This window comes from Pseudodesulfovibrio sp. 7M6 (genome assembly GCF_050058625.1).
GTDB lineage: Bacteria > Desulfobacterota > Desulfovibrionia > Desulfovibrionales > Desulfovibrionaceae > Pseudodesulfovibrio > Pseudodesulfovibrio salinus.
The window spans coordinates 2,845,633-2,862,182 of sequence record NZ_CP188816.1 but is presented as its reverse complement, the minus strand read 5'-3'; the positions used below and the strand labels follow the sequence as shown (position 1 = coordinate 2,862,182).

Below are 16,550 nucleotides of genomic sequence, written 5' to 3'. Positions count from 1 at the left end.
TCGGATCAGTTCGCGGCGGCGGGCTGCTGGTCCAGAAGAGTTCGGATGCGCGGCACCAGGTCGCCGAGTTCGGCCTTGGAAATCTGCGCGTCGGCGCCGACTGATTCGCCCATGTGGTGGAGCGTCTTGGTGATGATGGAGGAGCAGAGGACCACCGGCAGGTGGCGAAGCTGGCCGTCTTCCTTGATGTTGCGGGTCAGGGTGTGGCCGTCCATGACGGGCATCTCGATATCCGTGACCATCACATCCACGAAATCGTTGAGAGGTCGGCCGGAGTCATGCGACTTGTCGGCGTATTGCCTGAGCAGCTTCAGCGCCTCCTCGCCGTTTTCCACGGGCGTGACCAGAAAACCCGCCTTCTCCAGAATACCCGCGATCATCTTGCGGGCCATGGTGGAGTCGTCCGCCACGACGGCCCGGATTTCCCGGGCTTGAATTTCCTGCCGGATGTTTTCCGGTATCTCCTTGATCTGGGTATGCTCCGGGTCGAGATCCATGCATATTTTCTCCATATCCAGAATGAAGACGATGCGGTCGGGAAATTTGACGACGCCGGTAATGGAGTTGACCGTGAGCGAGGAAACATAGCCAGTGGGCGCTTCGACCTGACGCCAGTTGATGCGGTGGATACGGGTGACGCCGGAGACCAGAAAGGCGCTTTTTGTCTGGTTGAATTCGGTGACGATGACCTTGGGCGGTTCCTGCTCCTGGCGGTGCTTTTTGAGCCAGACGGCCAGGTCCACCAGAGGAATGATTTCCTTGCGCAGATTGAAGGCTCCGAGCACGGCGGGATGAGCGGCCTCAGGCATGTCGGTCAGTTCCGGCAATTGGAGTATTTCCAGGACCTTGGCTACGTTGATTCCGTAGAATCCCCGGTAGGTGCGTCCTTGTTTCTGCTCTTCCAGGTAGAACTCGACAATTTCGAGTTCATTGGTCCCGGATTCCAGCAGGATATTGGTCTCAGGCATCGGCTCTCCCTGGGCGCGAGGAAGCCGCGCCATTTACGTGCTCTACTACATATACCAAGGGATTGGGCGGTTGCAAGCCCGCATTGCCTGAAAATAGTGTCAATTCCCGGCTCATTCACCGGGATCTCCGATACCGTATCGGCTAATATTGTGGCGAATGGCACGGCGGCTTATCCCCGCGGCACTCTGCCTGTCCGGCTGTCTTTTCGACAGGGGTGGGGAACCCGTCCGGCGGCCACTTCGGGGCGTGGTATTTTAGGCGAAAGAGAAAGTGGCGGCGATAAAAAGAGGACCCGATCTGTGCAAGTCGCCGACGGGTCCTCCGGGAAATTGTCCGATCGGGTTTCGTTATCCCCGAATGGCGAAGTCCGTATGTTCTTTATCGTACTCGATGGGGTTGCAGGAAATGTCGACGAGGTCGATGATCGGAGCTTCGGTCTTCAGCTTTTCACGAAAAGCCGCGTAGGCCTGCGCGTCGCCCTGGAGCAGGATTTCGGCTTTGCCGTCCGCGATGTTGCGAACCCATCCGGTGAGGCCGAGCTGTTGGGCTGTGTCCTGTGCCCAGGATTGAAAGTTGGTGCCCGCAACCTTGCCTTCCACTATGCAAGTGTAACTGATCATTCGTACTTCCTCCCAATGAGTGTGATTTTTCAAACAGCTGACCGAGTATACGGGAAAAACGCGGTTATGAAAAGGGTCCTGGCCCGGCAAAATCGTGTGAACACAGCGGTGGAACCCGTATCTCCATATTGCCATCGGCGTCTGCTCCGGATAATTTCCCCTGGCTCAGGCTGCTTCTAAACCCGATGCAGAGGTTTCGCATGCGCTCTCTTCCTGCTGGTCTCCAAGCTCCCCGGTCGTGTCGTCTCCCGTGCCGGGATGGCCAATTTCAACCAGTTTGTCATTCGCGGGCTGCTTCGGTGTGATGGCGAGGACGGAGGTCGGTTGCTTGAGGCGAATTTCCTGTTGGAAAAGCCCATGCTCAGGCTGGTGCTGAAACAGGATGCCGAAAGAACGTCCGTCGTCTATTTGGTCTATATGGGGATTCGGACGGCGTCCTGGCCATGGACCAGGCCGTGACGACGCTGTGTCTCGGCCAGGGGCTGGTCGGAGCGGAAAGGCGCTGAGTCGGTTGCAACGGGCTGACAACGCTGGCCGGACACGGCAGGACCGAATGAAATCGGCAGAGAATAAAATGAAGCCCCCGAAGCTGTCGCTTGGGGGGCTTTCCTTTTTGTATGGGCGGGAGCCTACTGGGCGGTGCCGCAGGTCGGAATGTTGGGATCGGTTCCGTTTTCAATCAGTTTCTTGCGGTATTCCTTGACCTGATCCAGGGAGTTCCAGCCTTCCCACATCTCCAGCCACTGGCCGAAATCCATGTATTCTTCGTCCAGGTGCTGCTCGTGCATCTTGAGCCAGACATTGAAGATGTACATTTCAATCTTAAAGGTGGCGTTGTCGAACACCTGGGGCAGGATGGTGGGGTCGTACTTCTGTCCGTCCAGGCGGGCGGCAACATGGGCGCAGACGTTTTCCTGCGAGCGTTGGTAATCTATGGGGGCGTTGTTCATCATGTCGGCCAGGCCGTGCAGATTGGGAAAATCCTTCTCCACCTGCTGCATGATTTCCTCGGGAATTTCGACCCGAAGATCATCGCCATCCTGTTTGACGAAGTAAAAGCGAATCCACTGGTCGAACTGAAAGATTTTGATGGTATCCTTGACGGCGCTTTTGATGCTGACGCTTTTTAGCATGATATCCGATCCCCCGTACGGTTGTCTTTTGGGAGGGAAATATGGTCATCCGGGCGGGTTGCGTCAAGGGAAAATATGGATGGAAGGGGGTGGACAAAGGGGGATGCATTGTTATATGAAGTGCGGCTCGCAAGAAAAAAAGCCCCACAGGGGCCGAAATATTAAGGAGACCATCATGGCACGCCACAAGAAGCACGAACGCAAAAAGGAACTGGACCGTAAACGTCACCGTCGCCAGAAGGCCCTCAAGGCCGCTGTCAAGGAGGCGAAGGCCGCCGCCAAATAGGCTCGGCCCGTCCTTCGGATTTCAAACTATCGGAAAACCGCAGGTCATAAAGCAATGCCCATCTACGAATATCAGTGCGAAGACTGCCAGGCTGTTTTCGAGGACTGGCAGTCCGGTTTTGAGGAAAAAGAACAGGAATGCCCCCATTGCGGAGGCAAATCCAAGCGGCTTATTTCCCACTCTTCCTTTCATTTGAAGGGAGGCGGCTGGTTTGCGGATGGTTACGGCGGACAGCACTCCGGCTCGCAGCCGGGAGAGGCGGAAAAACCCGCTGAAGCATCCGATTGCCCGGCCAAGTCGGGATCTGGAGGGGCGGAAGCAGCCCCCGCAAAAAAAACCTCGGACACATCGTCCGCAGGTTCGGCATCATAAGTCGTGAAAAGGCAGCCGCGGCTGCCTTTTTCATATTCGACACCGTACATCCGAGGAAGAGAGAGACATGCTCGAACGTTATTCCCGCCCGGCGATGAGGGCGCTTTGGACCCTGGAGAACAAGTTCCGGGTCTGGCTGGAAGTGGAATTGGCCGTCACCAAGGCCTGGACTGAAATGGGCCGGGTGCCCCAGGAGGCGTGCGACGAGATCCTCGCCAAGGCGGATTTCGATACGGACCGCATCCTGGAGATCGAAGAGACCACCAAGCACGACGTTATCGCCTTCCTGACCTCGGTCGAGGAAAAGGTGGGCCCGAGCTCGCGCTACATCCACCTGGGTTGTACTTCCTCGGATATCGTGGATACGGCCAACGGCGTTCTGCTTACCCGCGCCGGGGATATCCTGGCCGAGGGCATCGACCGCATTCTGGGCGTTCTCTCGGATATGGCCCACCAGCACAAGGGACTGCTCTGCATGGGCCGGACCCACGGCATCCACGCCGAACCCACCACCTACGGCCTGAAATTCGCCGGTTTCCACGCCGAGTTCCAGCGCCACAAGGAACGGTTCGACGCTGCCCGCGAGAACATCCGCGTCGGCAAGCTCTCCGGCGCCGTGGGCACCTTTGCCCACCTGAGCCCCGAATTGGAGGAGCGCGCCTGCGCCATTCTCGGACTCAAGGCCGACCCCCACTCCACCCAGATAGTCCAGCGCGACCGCTATGCCCAGTTCTTTACCTCGCTGGCCATGCTCGCCGGCGGCATCGAACGGCTGGGCCTGGAGCTGCGCCATCTGCAGCGCACCGAGGTGCTGGAAGTGGAGGAGGGATTCTCCAAGGGGCAGAAGGGCTCCTCGGCCATGCCGCACAAGAAGAACCCCATTTCCGCCGAGAACCTTTGCGGCCTCTCCCGCGTCATTCGCGGCAACGCCCTGGCTTCCATGGAAAATCAGGCCCTGTGGCACGAGCGCGATATCTCCCACTCCTCGGTGGAGCGGGTCATCATGCCGGACACCACCGCCCTGGTGGACTACATGCTGCACCGCATGTGCGGCGTGCTGGAACGGCTGGTGGTCAAAAAGGACAACATCCAGCGCAACATGATGAGTTCCTTCGGCCTGTTCTACTCGCAGCGGGTGCTCAACAAGCTCATTGCCACCGGCCTCAAGCGCCAGGAAGCCTACGAGATGGTCCAGAAGGTGGCCATGCGCTGCTGGGAGAACAAGGTCCAGTTCGAGGATGAGATTCGTAACGATTTGGAAATAAAGAAGCATCTCGTTGCCAACGATCTTGACGAAGCCTTTGATCCTTCGTACTACAAACGCTATGAAGACGTGATCTTCAAACGAGTTTTTGGAGAATAGAAAGGATGACTGAACTCAAAGCCAGACTGGCACGGCTGCTGCTCCAGCTCTCCTACCACGAAGGTGACTTCACATTGACCTCGGGCAGAAAAAGCGATTATTATTTCGACTGCAAGCAGACGGCCCTGCACCCGGAAGGGGGCTACCTGATCGGTCGCCTTTTTGTTGAAATGCTCAAGGAATACGACTGCAAGGGCGTGGGCGGCATGACGTTGGGAGCGGACCCCCTGGTGACCAGCACCACGGTGGTCTCGTTTCTCGAAGGCCGTCCGGTCCCGGGATTCATCATTCGCAAGAAGTCGAAGGGGCATGGCACCGACCAATATCTGGAGGGGCTGGCCAACTTTGAAAAAGGTGACCGGGTCGTATTGCTGGAGGATGTCTGCACCACAGGCGGCACACTGCTGACCGCCGCCGAGCGGGTGCGTGATGCCGGGCTTGAGATCGCGGGAGTACTGGCCGTTCTCGACAGAGAGGAAGGCGGCCGGGAAAATCTTGAGCAGGCCGGACTGAACCTTTCGGCCATCTTCACCCGGCAGGCCCTGCTTGCCGCGGGAGGCAGATAGGCTGTTTGGGCGGTCCGGGCAAGGGATCCAGTCAGGAGTCGACAGAGTCTCTCATGCGCATACTTGTTGCGGTTATCATGTTTATTTTGGGATGTACCCCGGCGTTTGCCGACGGGTGGTCTCCTCGGCTTTCCTCTCATGACTATGGTCCAAAGCGTATTCTTGCCGTGGACAAGGCGGCCCAGACGCTGATTATGCTGGAGCGCAAGTCACCTCTGCACGCGGTTCGTCGTTTCCCCTGCACCACCGGACAGTCCCTGGGTGACAAGCTGGTGGAGGGAGACCTGCGGACCCCGGAGGGCGTCTACTTCGTGGGCCACAAGATCAACAGAAAGCTCGACTGGGGACTGTATGGCGACCTTGCCTATGCCCTCAATTATCCCAATCCCGTAGACCGTATTCAGGGGAAAACCGGCGGTGGCATCTGGCTTCATGGTCGTGGCAAGGAGTTCCTGCCCCGCGACACGCGTGGCTGCGTGGCCCTCAAGGTTCCCGATATGCGCGACATGGCGCGGGAACTTGACTTCGGAATGCCTGTCGTCATTGCCTCGAACCTCACCTGGACGCCGGAGCAGGGCGAGAGCGAAGCCACAGCCAAGCTGCTGGCGGACCGGTTGCGCGACTGGGCTCAGGATTGGGCCGGGGAGAGCGACCGGTTTTTCAGTTATTATGATCCAGCTCTCATGAGCCTTTCCGAAGGACAGGACTTCACTCAGTTTGTCAGCCACAAGCGGAATGTGTTTGCAGCCAAGCCGTGGATACACGTCATGGTGGACAACATAAAGGCCGTTGCCGGTCCCGGCTATTGGGTGACCTGGTTTGACCAGTACTACCGGACCACCGGGATGGCATCCACCACAGGCAAGCGGTTCTATTGGAAACTTGAACCGGATGGAACGTGGCGCATTGTCGGCCGTGAGTATACTCCCCCCAGCGAGGATTTGACCGACAAGTATATGGCCGTTGTGACCGACGAGGCCAAGGCCTTTGTCGAAAAGTGGCGTGACACCTGGCTTTCGATGAATGCTGAGGAGTACGTGGATTTGTACGCTTCCTCGGCCATGCAGGGGGGGCGTAAGGGCGCAACCAACATTATTGATTACAAAAAGGCGTTGTGGGCGAAGGCTGCTCCTGTTACAGTTAAAATCGACGATTTGAAGGTTTCGCAGGCAAGAGATGGTCTGCAGGTGGCTTTCCTGCAGACTTTCGCGGACGCGACCGGCTACTCGGATGTCGGACGCAAAACCATGATCCTTACCCCGGAGAACGGTACCTGGAAGATTGAGAGCGAGCAGTGGAGACGCGGAAGATGAGTGATTCGAAATATAGCGTCCTGTTTATGCGGGACGACCGAGACGTGAGCCGGTACCGCGTCAGCCCCTTTTGGCTCAAGATGTTTATCTTTGCCCAGGTTTTCCTTCTGCTTTGCGCGGTTGGCGGAATCTACATGGGAGTGCGTGGCCTGAAGGTCAATGCCGGGCTGCGGGAAGTCAACAGGGACATGGAGCAGCGGCTGGTCGACGCGGAAGTCCGCCTTGAACGGCTCTCCAACATGGAGAAAATCCTCCAGTCCTACGATCCTGCGGAGTTGCAGTCCCTGCTTGCCGCCGCCACAAGCGAGGTGGAGAAAAAGGATGAACAGGCCCCAGTCGATCTCAACAAGATTTTTACCCGTGTGGATACGCAGCAGGTCGGCGTAGAGAACTTGCAGGCCAAGGAAGCGGGACGCAAGGTCAACGTCAGCTTCGAATTGAACAATCTTCAATCCTCCAACAAGGTCATTTCCGGTCTGGCTGATTTCTCCTTTGTCACCAAAGATGGCAAGACGGTGGTGGCCAAGACCAATAAGCGGGATCTCGCATTCCAGATTCAGCGTTTCAAGCGCATCCAGACAGCCTTCAATTTGCCCGACGGCATGGGGAAAAAGGATATTTTCGGCCTGCGTCTGGAGATCAAGGGAAGTGACGGCGGCATCATCTTCGCCGAAACCTATCCCCTGTATCATATTCTCGCCTAGACAAGGCTTTCCGTTTGCCGTCCTGCCTCTGCGCGGGACGTTTGCCGCACCGGGGACGGCCTTCATTCCGTCTTACGGTTAGTGGAATTGAAAGGAGCTGGTTTGGTGAAGCGCATCCTTCTCGCCCTTGTTTGCATAGTGTCCGTTGCCGCCCCGGCTTTGGCAGGGTCTTGGGAACACTCTTTCTTTACCGGTACGCAGTATCCGCTCAGGGTCGTGTATCTGGAGGGAGAACAGCCCGGGCCGACCATTATGGTCCAGGGGGGGATTCAGGGCGACGAATCGTCCGGCTTCATCACTGCGCAGCTTCTCAGCCGTTCCACGGTTACGCGGGGCAATCTCATCGTTCTGCCGCGGGCCAACGTCCCGTCCATCAATCTGCACAAGCGGCAGATAAATGTGGATATGAACCGCCGTTTCGACAAGGACTACAATCGGTTCTATGAGGACCGGGTTGCCCGTGTCATCCGCTATTTCCTGTGCAAGTCCGATGCATTCATCCACCTGCACGAAGGGAGCGGCTTCTACGACCCGATCTATGTGGATAAGTTGCGCAACCCCATGCGCTACGGTCAGTCCATTATTGTGGACACCCTGGTCTACAACAAGATCAATCTGGCCCATACGGTCAATCCCGTGCTGAAGGAACTGAATGACGCCATCCCCACCCAGGCGTATCGGTTCAAGCTCTTCAATACCAAAACTTTCGAGCAGGGAACCAAGTATGCGGAGATGCGCAAGTCGCTGACCTGCTATGCCCTGGCCGAGCATCATATCCCGGCGATGGCCGTGGAGGTGAGCAAGGATATCCGGCAGATCGGCTGGAAGGTGCGGCAGCAGCTTTCCGCCACTATTCTGCTCCTTTCCCGCCTGGGCGTGCATGTTACGCCGCCGGAGTTCACTAATGCGGACGTGCGGGCCTATGCGCAGCGCGACATAAAGGTAAGCGTCAATGGGCGGCCTATGTCCAGTGGCAGGGTCATCAATCTGGTTCCAGGCTCAACTCTGGCTGTACGGACTCTTGCCGACGGCCCTCGCGAATTTTCGCCCGAGCTTGCTCTGTTTGCTTCAGATCGTCCAGGCGTCAACCTGATGCAGGCCCGGCGCATGGCCCTGGAGCCCTTTTCAGAATTGGAACTGCGCAGCGATGGTGAGCGCGTGGCAAAGGCCAGTGTGCACTGGACCGGCAAGCTGCCCAGCCCGCCCAAGGACGACAAGCCGGTCTTTGTCTGCTGGCTCAACGGCAACCCGCTTTTTGTTCATGCCGGGGAGGTGCTGCATGCCGTGCTTGGCGATCAGCTCATCCTGGAGGGCATCTGGGGAAGCAACCTGCAGGAAGTGGTCAACTTCAAGGGCTTTGTCGCCATCCCCTGGGCCAACAACGGCCAGGACATGGGTTGGGAGATCATTCTCGATCCGGACAACTTCATCGGCCGCTACGATCTGAAGGCCGAGACTCCGGGCGCTTCCCGTTTCCGCGTGGTGCGCGAGACACCGGGCGCCAAGAAATACGAATTTTATGTGGATATAGTCCCTCGCACGGTGATGGCCTTGCGTCTGGAGGGGGAAATGGGGCAGTCTCTGCTTATTCCCTGGAATTCCGGCGGGAGCTATCATCTGCCGGAGGGAAAGTATGTGCTGAAGGACGCGTGGTCCAACGGCCCTGGTGACAAGATTCTGGCCACTACCGATGACCAGCCCCTGTCTTTGGGCAGTGCTTTTCAGGTGGATTACGCCAAGCCGCTCAAGCTGACGGTGCGGCAGGCAACGACCTTCGGCGACATCGGCTCCATGACCTTCACGGCGGGAGGCCTGGCCGAGCGGTAGCTTTTCCTTATCCTTTTTACAGGAGGTTGGCGACATGACGGTGGAACGTATCCTGCGTGGCATGGCCGGATTTTTTGTCCTTGCAAGTCTGCTTCTTGCCTATTTCCATAGCCCCTACTGGCTTTGGGTGACGGCATTCGTCGGCTTCAACCTGCTCCAATCATCCATGACCGGCTGGTGCCCGGCCATGACCATCCTTAAGAAGCTTGGCTTCAAAAGCTGCGACGATTAAGCCCTGTTGCGCGTGTCCCGGTACATGAGCCGCCATGCCCAGACTGCGGCTGTAATGCCTATGAACGCCCCGAAGAGCACGTCTGAAGGATAATGCTTGAGCGCGGCCACTCGTGCCATGCCGACCAGCACGGCCAGGCCCAGTGCCGGATAGCGCAGTGCGGGCAAGATGAAGCCCAAAGCTGTCATGCTGGAGAAAATGCGCAACGAGTGTCCGGATGGAAACGAGAAGTGCAGGTAATCTCCTGCTAGCGGAAAGAATCCGTACTCCCCTTTTTCAAAAAGCAGCTGTGGACGGGCCCGACCGAAGATTTCCTTGAGCACGTCGCCGCACAGCATGGCTGCGCTGACAGCAATGCAAAAGTAGAAGACGGCACGCGTCCGGTCCGTCATGCCGTTCTGCAGGCCATACGCGGCACCCAGGACGAACCCGACGGCGAGCAGGACGTTGAAGAACATATGGTTTGCAGCCTGGGAAATGACGCCTGCCACGTAATGCCACACAGGGGGCAGGGCATGGGCCGCCTCAGAAACGGGGCGGTCTACGAGAAAATAACAGATGACGATGACAGCTGCCACTATCGCGCCTGCCATTGCTGTCCTGCCGAGTATCCGTTTCATTGCAATCCTCTGCTCCATGTTGCCCGCGCCGTTGCCCGAGACCTTCCGGTTGCCGTTGTGAGGGCTAAACCTTCCTCCTGGCAACCTACCGCAGTTTTGGCTCCTGGGGCAACACTCGTGGTTTACAGCCTCTCGTCGTTCCTGTGTCTCTAAACTCAAGAGGATAGCGGGCTTTCAGGCCGGTGAAACTGACCCACGAAAAAAGCCCTTTATCTGATTTGATAAAGGGCTTTTATTCTCTGGTGCGCCCGGCACGATTCGAACGTGCGATCTTTCGGTTCGTAGCCGAATGCTCTATCCAGCTGAGCCACGGGCGCGTTGTGGAAAAAGGATTTATGCCCTCGCGGCGCAACCGTCAAGCAGTTTTTCAGGAATTCTTAAATTTAGTAGTGAATTTTTCTCCCTTTATGTCCACAAGCTGGGCTGTGCGCGCTTCGATGCGGATCAGGCGGGTGTCCGGATTCTCGGCAAAGTCCTTGAATTGCGGGTGGCGGAGAACGAACAGTTTGATGATTGCCTCGGCCGTCTGCTTGCGGCGTATCGGGGAGTAGACGCCTTCGATGGTCAGGGCCAGCCCCTCTTCGCGCTGGTCTATGACCATGCTGACATGAGGACATTTGGCGAGATTGCGGATTTTCTGCGACCCTTCAAGGGAAATGAAGTAAAACTTCATGGCGGCATGGTCCAGGAAGTAATACATGAGCGTAGCGTGGGGCTTGAATCCGTCGGAAGTTGCCAATACGCAGATATCCTTGCTCAGGATCATGCTGTCTATGCGGTGGAGTTGCTCATTGGTCATGTGAAATTTCCTACTCGCATCATCATCCGTAATCCATTATAAACAGCGCCACGATGTCCACTCTTGAAACTCATATAGAGACGGCTGAGGCGCTCCTGATCTCCCTGGCGGAAACCGTTGCTCCGGGAGGGATACGTGTAGCCTGGACAGGGGGCAAGGACTCCACGGCGGCTCTGTTCATCTGGAAAACGATTCTAGAGCACTACGGCCTGGGGCCTGTCCAGGCCATCAACCTGGATACCGGGTGCAAATTCCCGGAGGTGATGGCCTTTCGGGACCGCATGGCGGCAGAGTGGGGCATAGACCTGTACGTGGCCCGGCCCGTGGTGGAGCTGCAAGGCTACCCTCTGGCCAAAGACCCGGTGACCTGCTGCCGCGAGCTGAAGGTCGAACCGCTCAAGGCGGCCATCCGGACGACCGGCGCGACCCATCTGATTTCCGGCATCCGGCGGGATGAACACCCGGACAGGGGCGGCAGGCAGGGGCTGGAGCAGCGGCGGAATCCCGACTACATCATGGTCAATCCGCTCCTGGATTGGACCGAGCAGGACATCTGGGCCTTCCACCATCGTTTCGGGCTGCCCCATTGCGAGCTTTACGATCGGGGATATCGCTCTTTGGGGTGCCGTCCCTGCACCACGCTCCCGGTACGGGGGGCGGGGGAGCGCGCCGGACGGAACCAGGACAAGGAAAAGGTCCTTTCCCGGCTGACCGGACTCGGCTATTTTTAAAAAAATAATGTTATCTATTTCACATGAAGGGTATACTGGGATTTTTTCCCGGTTTTTTCTCTCCTACATTCTTGAAGCGTCTTGAAAACCAAATCGTCGGGAATGACGCAACGACGCCACCTAGAAAGAATTTACAAAAATGAAAGGCTGTTACCGAGGTCCTGATTGAGCCTTTTTTCACAGGAAGGGGCCTTGACCTGGGTACGGACTTCCCCTATTGACCTAGTTTTACTAGGCTAAGGGTTTGGTGCATTCGCTCCCGATTTCCGGTTGGAGGTGAACCGGAAATCGAGTGTCCGTTGTACTCGTCTTCAATCTTCTGAAACGAGGTCATCATGTCGAATCTGCTTACGCTTCTCATCCTTCTGCCAGTCGTTGCGGCACTGGTCTGCTATTTCGTACGGTCGAGTGCCGTGCGGAATCTGACCGTCGTGGCGACGGGTGCGATCCTTGCGGCATCGTCCCTGGGATTGCTGGGGCAGGGGACATTCGAACCGCTTGCAGTCGGTTCCATCCTCGGCATCAGCAGCGATTTTCTGGTTACCATACTGGATTTCGCTTTGCTGGCTGTCATTTTCTTTTACGGCTTGAAACACCGTAATCTGTTGATCCAGGGGTTCACCCTGGCGCAGTTCGTGTTGCTTGCCTGGTTCGAGATCATCATGGTGGAACATGCTGAAGTCCCGGCGCTGGCCGGGGACAAGCTGTCCCTGATCATGGTGCTGGTCATTTCCATCGTCGGCTCGCTCATCTGTATCTTCGCCATTCCTTATATGAAGGAACACGAAGAACATCTGCATCTGAAGAAATCCCGCCAGCCGCGGTTCTTTTTCTTCCTGCTGCTCTTCCTGGGCGCAATGAACGGGCTGGTCCTGGCCAATAACATTCTGTGGCTTTACTTCTTCTTCGAGGTAACCACCCTGTGTTCGTTCGTGCTCATCGGCCATGACGCCACCGACATCGCCACCAAGAATTCCGTCCGCGCCTTGTGGATGAACTCTCTGGGCGGCCTTGCCTTCGTCATCGGCATGATGCTCATCTACATGCAGGCTCATACGCTGAACATCTCTGCTCTGCTGGCGGGTGCGCCCCAGGGCGCGTTGATGATCACCGGTGTGGGCTTCCTGTGTCTGGCGGGATTCACCAAGGCGGCCCAGGTGCCGTTTCAGAGCTGGCTGCTCGGTGCCATGGTTGCGCCGACCCCGGTTTCCGCGCTGCTTCACTCGTCCACCATGGTCAAGGCCGGTGTCTACGTCATCCTGCGCTTCGCCCCGCTTTATGCAGGGACGTTGCTCTCCGACGGCGTGGCGCTTTGCGGAGCCTTCACCTTCCTGGCCTGTGCAGCCCTCGGTGTGGGGCAGTCCAACGGCAAGAAGATTCTTGCCTACTCCACCGTCTCCAACCTCGGACTGATCATCTGCTGCGCAGGCATCAATACGCCGCTGGCCATCTCGGCCGCCGTGCTGCTGATCCTCTTCCATGCCGTTTCCAAGTCCCTGCTCTTCCTGTGCGTCGGCACCATCGAGCAGGCCATCGGTTCTCGCGACATTGAGGACATGCGTGGTTTGTATGCACGCAATCCCCGTACCGCGCTCATCACCATCATCGGTATTCTGACCATGATGCTGCCGCCTTTCGGCGTGCTGATGGGCAAGTGGATGGCCATCGAGTCCGCCGCGAACAACATCTGGGTCATTGTCATGCTGGCCATTGGTTCCGCCATGATGGTGGTCTATCTGGCTCGCTGGGCCGGTTCGCTCATGGCTACCCGCGCGGCGGGTGCCGCTCCCGAGCGCCAGGCCGCACTGACCCGGTTCACGCTCACATTGCTGTGTGCAGGTTCCGTGGTTCTCTCCCTGCTCTCTCCGTGGATCTACAATTCCATGGTGGCGCCCATGTTCAACGCTCCGCCGTTCGTCATCGAGTTCGGCTCCTTCGAGAGCCCGACCGGTGTGTTCCTGGTGGTCCCGCTGTTCATCGTGCTCGGGCTGGGGTTGATCTACGCGATGAAGGCCGCCTCCGGTTTCCGCAAGGTCAAGATCGTGGCTCCCTACGTTGCCGGTTCCAATATCGGTGAAGAGGGTACCTACATCGGTCCCATGAACGTGCCGGTGCCGTTCTCCTGCGGCAACCTGTACCTGGGCGAGCTGTTCGCCGAAGGCAAGCTCACTCCGATCTTCAACGCGCTTGCGGTCGCACTGATCGTTCTCATGCTAGGAGGGGCTCTCTAATGGATACGCTCATTCTTGTTATCATTGGCCTTGTGGCCGGTCCGCTGCTCGGCGGCCTGATCGCAGGTCTGGACCGTCGCGTCACCGCCTGGTTCCAGTCCCGCCAGGGACCACCGATCCTCCAAGCCTTCTATGACGTGGCCAAGCTGTTCGGCAAAGAAAAGATGGTGGTCAACCAGTGGCAGATCCTCTGTTCCTGGGTGTACCTCATCGCGGCCGCGACCTCGCTGGCCATGTTCTTCGCACAGACCGACCTGCTGCTGATCTTCTTCGTGCAGGCCATCGGTGCGGTCTTCCTGGTCATGGGCGCCATGTCCGCCAAGTCCCCGTACTCGCAGGTCGGTGCACAGCGCGAGCTGTTGCAAATCCTGGCCTACGAGCCGATCCTGATTCTGGTCTTCGTCGGGTTCTATCTGGCGACCGGCAGCTTCTCGGTAAGCGCCGTTTGGGGCCTGGACCAGCCGTTGCTGGCCAAGATGCCGCTGCTTTACCTGGCCTTGGGTTATGCCCTGACCATCAAGCTGCGGAAATCTCCCTTCGACTTCTCCACTTCGCATCATGGACACCAGGAATTGGTCAAGGGCGTACTCACCGAGTACTCCGGCCCCTACCTGGGCCTTATTGAGGTTGCCCACTGGTACGAGACCATTCTGGTGCTCGGCCTTTGCGCAATGTTCTGGTCCACCAACGTGCTCTGGATGCTCGTGCTGATCGTTTTGACCTACATGCTCGAAATCCTGGTGGACAACACCATGGCCCGCATGACCTGGCGCTGGATGCTCAAGCGCGTCTGGTTGCTCGGCATAGGGATGTCCATCGTTAACCTCATCTGGCTGTACGCGGGGTAAGTCATGTTCGGTTCATTCATCAAGAAATCTCGCGCCAAGTCCCCGTGGATCATGCACTTTGACTGCGGTAGCTGTAATGGTTGCGATATCGAGGTCCTGGCCTGCCTGACCCCTCTCTACGACGTGGAGCGGTTCGGCGTCATCAATGTCGGCAACCCCAAGCACGCAGACGTGCTGCTGGTTACCGGTACGGTCAACCACCGGAACAAGAAGGTGCTCAAGAACATCTACGATCAGATGCCCGAGCCCAAAGCCGTCATCGCCATCGGCGCCTGCGGCAATACCGGCGGTGTTTTCCGCGAGGCCTACAACGTGGTGGGCGGCGTCGACAAGGTTATTCCCGTCGATGTCTATGTCCCCGGTTGTCCGGCCAAGCCCGAGGCCATCATCGACGGCGTTGTCGCCGGTCTGGCCAAGTTCGCGCAAAAAGTGGAAGAAGCCGGTTAGGCGTCCGCACGAGGTGAAACATGAAAGGTAAAGTTATCGACGTGACCCTCGACACCGTTGTCGGTGAGGTCATGAATATGAAAAATGACGGGCAGCGCCTGGTCACCTTCTCCACGTACAATGCGGGAGATGGCAAGATCGGCATCCTGTACCATTTCGACAAGGCTCTCGAAACGACCCACCTGCGTCTCGTTGCGGACATGGACAAGCCCATTCCCAGCGTTTCCGGTGTGTATTTTTCCGCCATGCTGGTGGAAAACGAGATTCGTGACCAGTGGGACGTCGTCTTCGACGGCCTGGTCCTTGACTTCAACCGTACGCTCCTTCTTGATCCGGAAGTTACCAGGATTCCTCTGGCCAACAACCTCAAGATCGGGCCCAAGAACTAGGGAGGGCTGAACATGGCAACTACCGTAATTCCCTTCGGCCCGCAGCATCCCGTTCTGCCGGAGCCTGTCCACTTGACCCTCAAGGTCGAGGACGAGATCGTCAAGGAAGCCATTCCCGCGTTGGGGTATGTCCACCGCGGCCTGGAAAAACTCTGTGAAATTCGCGACTTCAACCAGATGATCACCGTGTGCGAGCGCGTGTGCGGCATCTGCTCCATGATCCACGGTGCCTGCTTCTCGCAGTCCATCGAGGAACTCATGGGCATCGAGATTTCCGACCGCGCCAAGTTCCTGCGCGTCATCTGGAGCGAGCTGCACCGTATGCACTCCCACCTGCTGTGGCTGGGCCTCTTTGCCGACGCTTTCGGCTTCGAGTCCCTGTTCATGCAGTTCTGGAAGATTCGCGAGCGCATCATGGATATCAACGAAGCCACGGCGGGCAGCCGCGTCATCGTGTCCGTGAACATCATCGGCGGCGTGCGTGCCGATCTCTCCCCGGACCAGCTGCGCTGGATTCTGTCCGAGCTGGACATCGTGGAGAAGGAAGTCCGTGCCCTGCAGGATACCATGATGAACGACTACACCGTCAAGAGCCGTACCGTGGGCATCGGCGTGATGACCAAGGATCAGGCCTGGGAGCTCGGTGCCGCCGGTCCGACCCTGCGCGGTTCCGGTGTGGCGCAGGATATGCGCCAGTTGGGATATGGCGCCTACCAGTCCCTCGACTTCGAACCTGTTGTCGAGACCTCGGGTGACTGCTGGGCTCGTTCCACGGTCCGTTTTCGCGAAGTGCTCCAGTCCGTCGACCTGGTTCGCCAGGCCATCGGCAAGCTCCCCGAGGGCGAACTGGCGGTCAAGGTCAAGGGCAACCCGCCCGAGGGCGAGGTCTACCATCGGGTGGAGCAGCCGCGCGGCGAGTGCATCTACTACATCCGCGGCAATGGCACCAAGCATCTGGACCGGTTGCGTATCCGCACCCCCACGTTTGCCAACATCCCGCCGCTCTTGGCCATGCTGCCGGAGTGCGAGCTGGCCGACGTGCCGGTCATCGTCCTGTCCATCGACCCGTGCATCAGTTGCACTGAACGCTAAGGAGGATG

Annotated in this window: 19 protein-coding genes and 1 tRNA gene; 14 read left to right on the top strand and 6 right to left on the bottom strand. The window is 57.9% G+C overall.

The genetic code is table 11. The features are described 5' to 3' along the window. Nucleotides 1–5: 5 nt before the first annotated feature. A complete protein-coding gene (locus ACI0FG_RS13455; RefSeq protein ID WP_419785514.1) occupies nucleotides 6–968 on the bottom strand; it encodes a chemotaxis protein in 963 nt (320 codons plus the stop codon). A 348-nt stretch (nucleotides 969–1,316) separates the two neighbouring features. After that, a complete protein-coding gene (locus ACI0FG_RS13450) occupies nucleotides 1,317–1,589 on the bottom strand; it encodes an acylphosphatase (protein WP_419785513.1) in 273 nt (90 codons plus the stop codon). A 258-nt stretch (nucleotides 1,590–1,847) separates the two neighbouring features. Between ACI0FG_RS13450 and ACI0FG_RS13445 the strand changes: the two genes are divergently transcribed. Next, the gene (locus tag ACI0FG_RS13445; protein ID WP_419785512.1) at nucleotides 1,848–2,048 is read left to right on the top strand and encodes a hypothetical protein; all 201 of its coding nucleotides are present in this window, start codon (nucleotides 1,848–1,850) and stop codon (nucleotides 2,046–2,048) included. Nucleotides 2,049–2,218: 170 nt separating this feature from the next. Here ACI0FG_RS13445 and ACI0FG_RS13440 read toward each other — a convergent pair whose 3' ends face one another. Next, nucleotides 2,219–2,722, bottom strand: coding sequence for a hypothetical protein (locus tag ACI0FG_RS13440; RefSeq protein WP_419785511.1), 504 nt, complete (start codon nucleotides 2,720–2,722; stop codon nucleotides 2,219–2,221). A 340-nt stretch (nucleotides 2,723–3,062) separates the two neighbouring features. Between ACI0FG_RS13440 and ACI0FG_RS13435 the strand changes: the two genes are divergently transcribed. The 7 genes from ACI0FG_RS13435 to ACI0FG_RS13405 all read left to right on the top strand — a co-directional run bounded on the left by ACI0FG_RS13435 (nucleotide 3,063) and on the right by ACI0FG_RS13405 (nucleotide 9,385). After that, nucleotides 3,063–3,380 (top strand): FmdB family zinc ribbon protein, encoded by a 318-nt coding sequence (locus ACI0FG_RS13435; protein WP_419785510.1) that lies wholly within the window; start codon nucleotides 3,063–3,065, stop codon nucleotides 3,378–3,380. A 67-nt stretch (nucleotides 3,381–3,447) separates the two neighbouring features. Further along, a complete protein-coding gene (purB, locus tag ACI0FG_RS13430; RefSeq protein ID WP_419785509.1) occupies nucleotides 3,448–4,743 on the top strand; it encodes an adenylosuccinate lyase in 1,296 nt (431 codons plus the stop codon). Nucleotides 4,744–4,748: 5 nt separating this feature from the next. Beyond that, entirely contained in the window at nucleotides 4,749–5,309 is a 561-nt protein-coding gene (gene pyrE / locus ACI0FG_RS13425) for an orotate phosphoribosyltransferase (RefSeq protein WP_419785508.1), read from the top strand. A gap of 53 nt (nucleotides 5,310–5,362) precedes the next feature. Continuing rightward, entirely contained in the window at nucleotides 5,363–6,622 is a 1,260-nt protein-coding gene (locus ACI0FG_RS13420) for a L,D-transpeptidase family protein (RefSeq protein WP_419785507.1), read from the top strand. Then, the gene (locus ACI0FG_RS13415; RefSeq protein ID WP_419785506.1) at nucleotides 6,619–7,326 is read left to right on the top strand and encodes a hypothetical protein; all 708 of its coding nucleotides are present in this window, start codon (nucleotides 6,619–6,621) and stop codon (nucleotides 7,324–7,326) included. The genes ACI0FG_RS13420 and ACI0FG_RS13415 overlap by 4 nt, the downstream gene beginning before the upstream one ends. A gap of 105 nt (nucleotides 7,327–7,431) precedes the next feature. After that, nucleotides 7,432–9,153, top strand: a complete 1,722-nt coding sequence (locus tag ACI0FG_RS13410) for a M14/M99 family metallopeptidase (protein WP_419785505.1) — start codon at nucleotides 7,432–7,434, stop codon at nucleotides 9,151–9,153. 34 nt (nucleotides 9,154–9,187) lie between these two features. Further along, entirely contained in the window at nucleotides 9,188–9,385 is a 198-nt protein-coding gene (locus tag ACI0FG_RS13405) for a YgaP family membrane protein (protein ID WP_419785504.1), read from the top strand. Here ACI0FG_RS13405 and ACI0FG_RS13400 read toward each other — a convergent pair. The 3 genes from ACI0FG_RS13400 to ACI0FG_RS13390 all read right to left on the bottom strand — a co-directional run bounded on the left by ACI0FG_RS13400 (nucleotide 9,382) and on the right by ACI0FG_RS13390 (nucleotide 10,804). Continuing rightward, nucleotides 9,382–10,005: a phosphatase PAP2 family protein gene (locus ACI0FG_RS13400; RefSeq protein ID WP_419785503.1), complete on the bottom strand. Its 624-nt coding sequence runs from the start codon at nucleotides 10,003–10,005 to the stop codon at nucleotides 9,382–9,384. The genes ACI0FG_RS13405 and ACI0FG_RS13400 overlap by 4 nt on opposite strands. 240 nt (nucleotides 10,006–10,245) lie before the next feature. After that, nucleotides 10,246–10,322, bottom strand: a tRNA-Arg gene (locus ACI0FG_RS13395). Nucleotides 10,323–10,372: 50 nt separating this feature from the next. Continuing rightward, the gene (locus ACI0FG_RS13390) at nucleotides 10,373–10,804 is read right to left on the bottom strand and encodes a pyridoxamine 5'-phosphate oxidase family protein (protein ID WP_419785502.1); all 432 of its coding nucleotides are present in this window, start codon (nucleotides 10,802–10,804) and stop codon (nucleotides 10,373–10,375) included. Nucleotides 10,805–10,857: 53 nt separating this feature from the next. On the opposite strand from ACI0FG_RS13390, the gene ACI0FG_RS13385 reads away from it, so the two are divergent. The 6 genes from ACI0FG_RS13385 to ACI0FG_RS13360 all read left to right on the top strand — a co-directional run bounded on the left by ACI0FG_RS13385 (nucleotide 10,858) and on the right by ACI0FG_RS13360 (nucleotide 16,542). Next, the gene (locus tag ACI0FG_RS13385; protein ID WP_419785501.1) at nucleotides 10,858–11,535 is read left to right on the top strand and encodes a phosphoadenosine phosphosulfate reductase family protein; all 678 of its coding nucleotides are present in this window, start codon (nucleotides 10,858–10,860) and stop codon (nucleotides 11,533–11,535) included. A 335-nt stretch (nucleotides 11,536–11,870) separates the two neighbouring features. Further along, nucleotides 11,871–13,766: an NADH-quinone oxidoreductase subunit L gene (locus tag ACI0FG_RS13380; protein WP_419785500.1), complete on the top strand. Its 1,896-nt coding sequence runs from the start codon at nucleotides 11,871–11,873 to the stop codon at nucleotides 13,764–13,766. Further along, the gene (locus ACI0FG_RS13375) at nucleotides 13,766–14,614 is read left to right on the top strand and encodes a respiratory chain complex I subunit 1 family protein (RefSeq protein WP_419785499.1); all 849 of its coding nucleotides are present in this window, start codon (nucleotides 13,766–13,768) and stop codon (nucleotides 14,612–14,614) included. The genes ACI0FG_RS13380 and ACI0FG_RS13375 overlap by 1 nt, the downstream gene beginning before the upstream one ends. A 3-nt stretch (nucleotides 14,615–14,617) precedes the next feature. Further along, nucleotides 14,618–15,061 (top strand): NADH-quinone oxidoreductase subunit B family protein, encoded by a 444-nt coding sequence (locus ACI0FG_RS13370; protein WP_419785498.1) that lies wholly within the window; start codon nucleotides 14,618–14,620, stop codon nucleotides 15,059–15,061. 20 nt (nucleotides 15,062–15,081) lie between these two features. Further along, entirely contained in the window at nucleotides 15,082–15,450 is a 369-nt protein-coding gene (locus ACI0FG_RS13365; RefSeq protein WP_419785497.1) for an NADH-quinone oxidoreductase subunit C, read from the top strand. A 12-nt stretch (nucleotides 15,451–15,462) separates the two neighbouring features. Then, entirely contained in the window at nucleotides 15,463–16,542 is a 1,080-nt protein-coding gene (locus ACI0FG_RS13360; protein ID WP_419785496.1) for a nickel-dependent hydrogenase large subunit, read from the top strand. The last annotated feature ends 8 nt before the right edge of the window (nucleotides 16,543–16,550 follow it).

Bases quoted from the DNA above. Each gene is read 5' to 3' on its own strand.
- ACI0FG_RS13455 (WP_419785514.1), bottom strand. From the start codon at position 968: ATGCCTGAGACCAATATCCTGCTGGAATCCGGGACCAATGAACTCGAA.
- ACI0FG_RS13450 (WP_419785513.1), bottom strand. From the start codon at position 1,589: ATGATCAGTTACACTTGCATAGTGGAAGGCAAGGTTGCGGGCACCAAC.
- ACI0FG_RS13445 (WP_419785512.1), top strand. From the start codon at position 1,848: ATGGCCAATTTCAACCAGTTTGTCATTCGCGGGCTGCTTCGGTGTGAT.
- ACI0FG_RS13440 (WP_419785511.1), bottom strand. From the start codon at position 2,722: ATGCTAAAAAGCGTCAGCATCAAAAGCGCCGTCAAGGATACCATCAAA.
- ACI0FG_RS13435 (WP_419785510.1), top strand. From the start codon at position 3,063: ATGCCCATCTACGAATATCAGTGCGAAGACTGCCAGGCTGTTTTCGAG.
- purB (WP_419785509.1), top strand. From the start codon at position 3,448: ATGCTCGAACGTTATTCCCGCCCGGCGATGAGGGCGCTTTGGACCCTG.
- pyrE (WP_419785508.1), top strand. From the start codon at position 4,749: ATGACTGAACTCAAAGCCAGACTGGCACGGCTGCTGCTCCAGCTCTCC.
- ACI0FG_RS13420 (WP_419785507.1), top strand. From the start codon at position 5,363: ATGCGCATACTTGTTGCGGTTATCATGTTTATTTTGGGATGTACCCCG.
- ACI0FG_RS13415 (WP_419785506.1), top strand. From the start codon at position 6,619: ATGAGTGATTCGAAATATAGCGTCCTGTTTATGCGGGACGACCGAGAC.
- ACI0FG_RS13405 (WP_419785504.1), top strand. From the start codon at position 9,188: ATGACGGTGGAACGTATCCTGCGTGGCATGGCCGGATTTTTTGTCCTT.
- ACI0FG_RS13400 (WP_419785503.1), bottom strand. From the start codon at position 10,005: ATGAAACGGATACTCGGCAGGACAGCAATGGCAGGCGCGATAGTGGCA.
- ACI0FG_RS13390 (WP_419785502.1), bottom strand. From the start codon at position 10,804: ATGACCAATGAGCAACTCCACCGCATAGACAGCATGATCCTGAGCAAG.
- ACI0FG_RS13385 (WP_419785501.1), top strand. From the start codon at position 10,858: ATGTCCACTCTTGAAACTCATATAGAGACGGCTGAGGCGCTCCTGATC.
- ACI0FG_RS13380 (WP_419785500.1), top strand. From the start codon at position 11,871: ATGTCGAATCTGCTTACGCTTCTCATCCTTCTGCCAGTCGTTGCGGCA.
- ACI0FG_RS13375 (WP_419785499.1), top strand. From the start codon at position 13,766: ATGGATACGCTCATTCTTGTTATCATTGGCCTTGTGGCCGGTCCGCTG.
- ACI0FG_RS13370 (WP_419785498.1), top strand. From the start codon at position 14,618: ATGTTCGGTTCATTCATCAAGAAATCTCGCGCCAAGTCCCCGTGGATC.
- ACI0FG_RS13365 (WP_419785497.1), top strand. From the start codon at position 15,082: ATGAAAGGTAAAGTTATCGACGTGACCCTCGACACCGTTGTCGGTGAG.
- ACI0FG_RS13360 (WP_419785496.1), top strand. From the start codon at position 15,463: ATGGCAACTACCGTAATTCCCTTCGGCCCGCAGCATCCCGTTCTGCCG.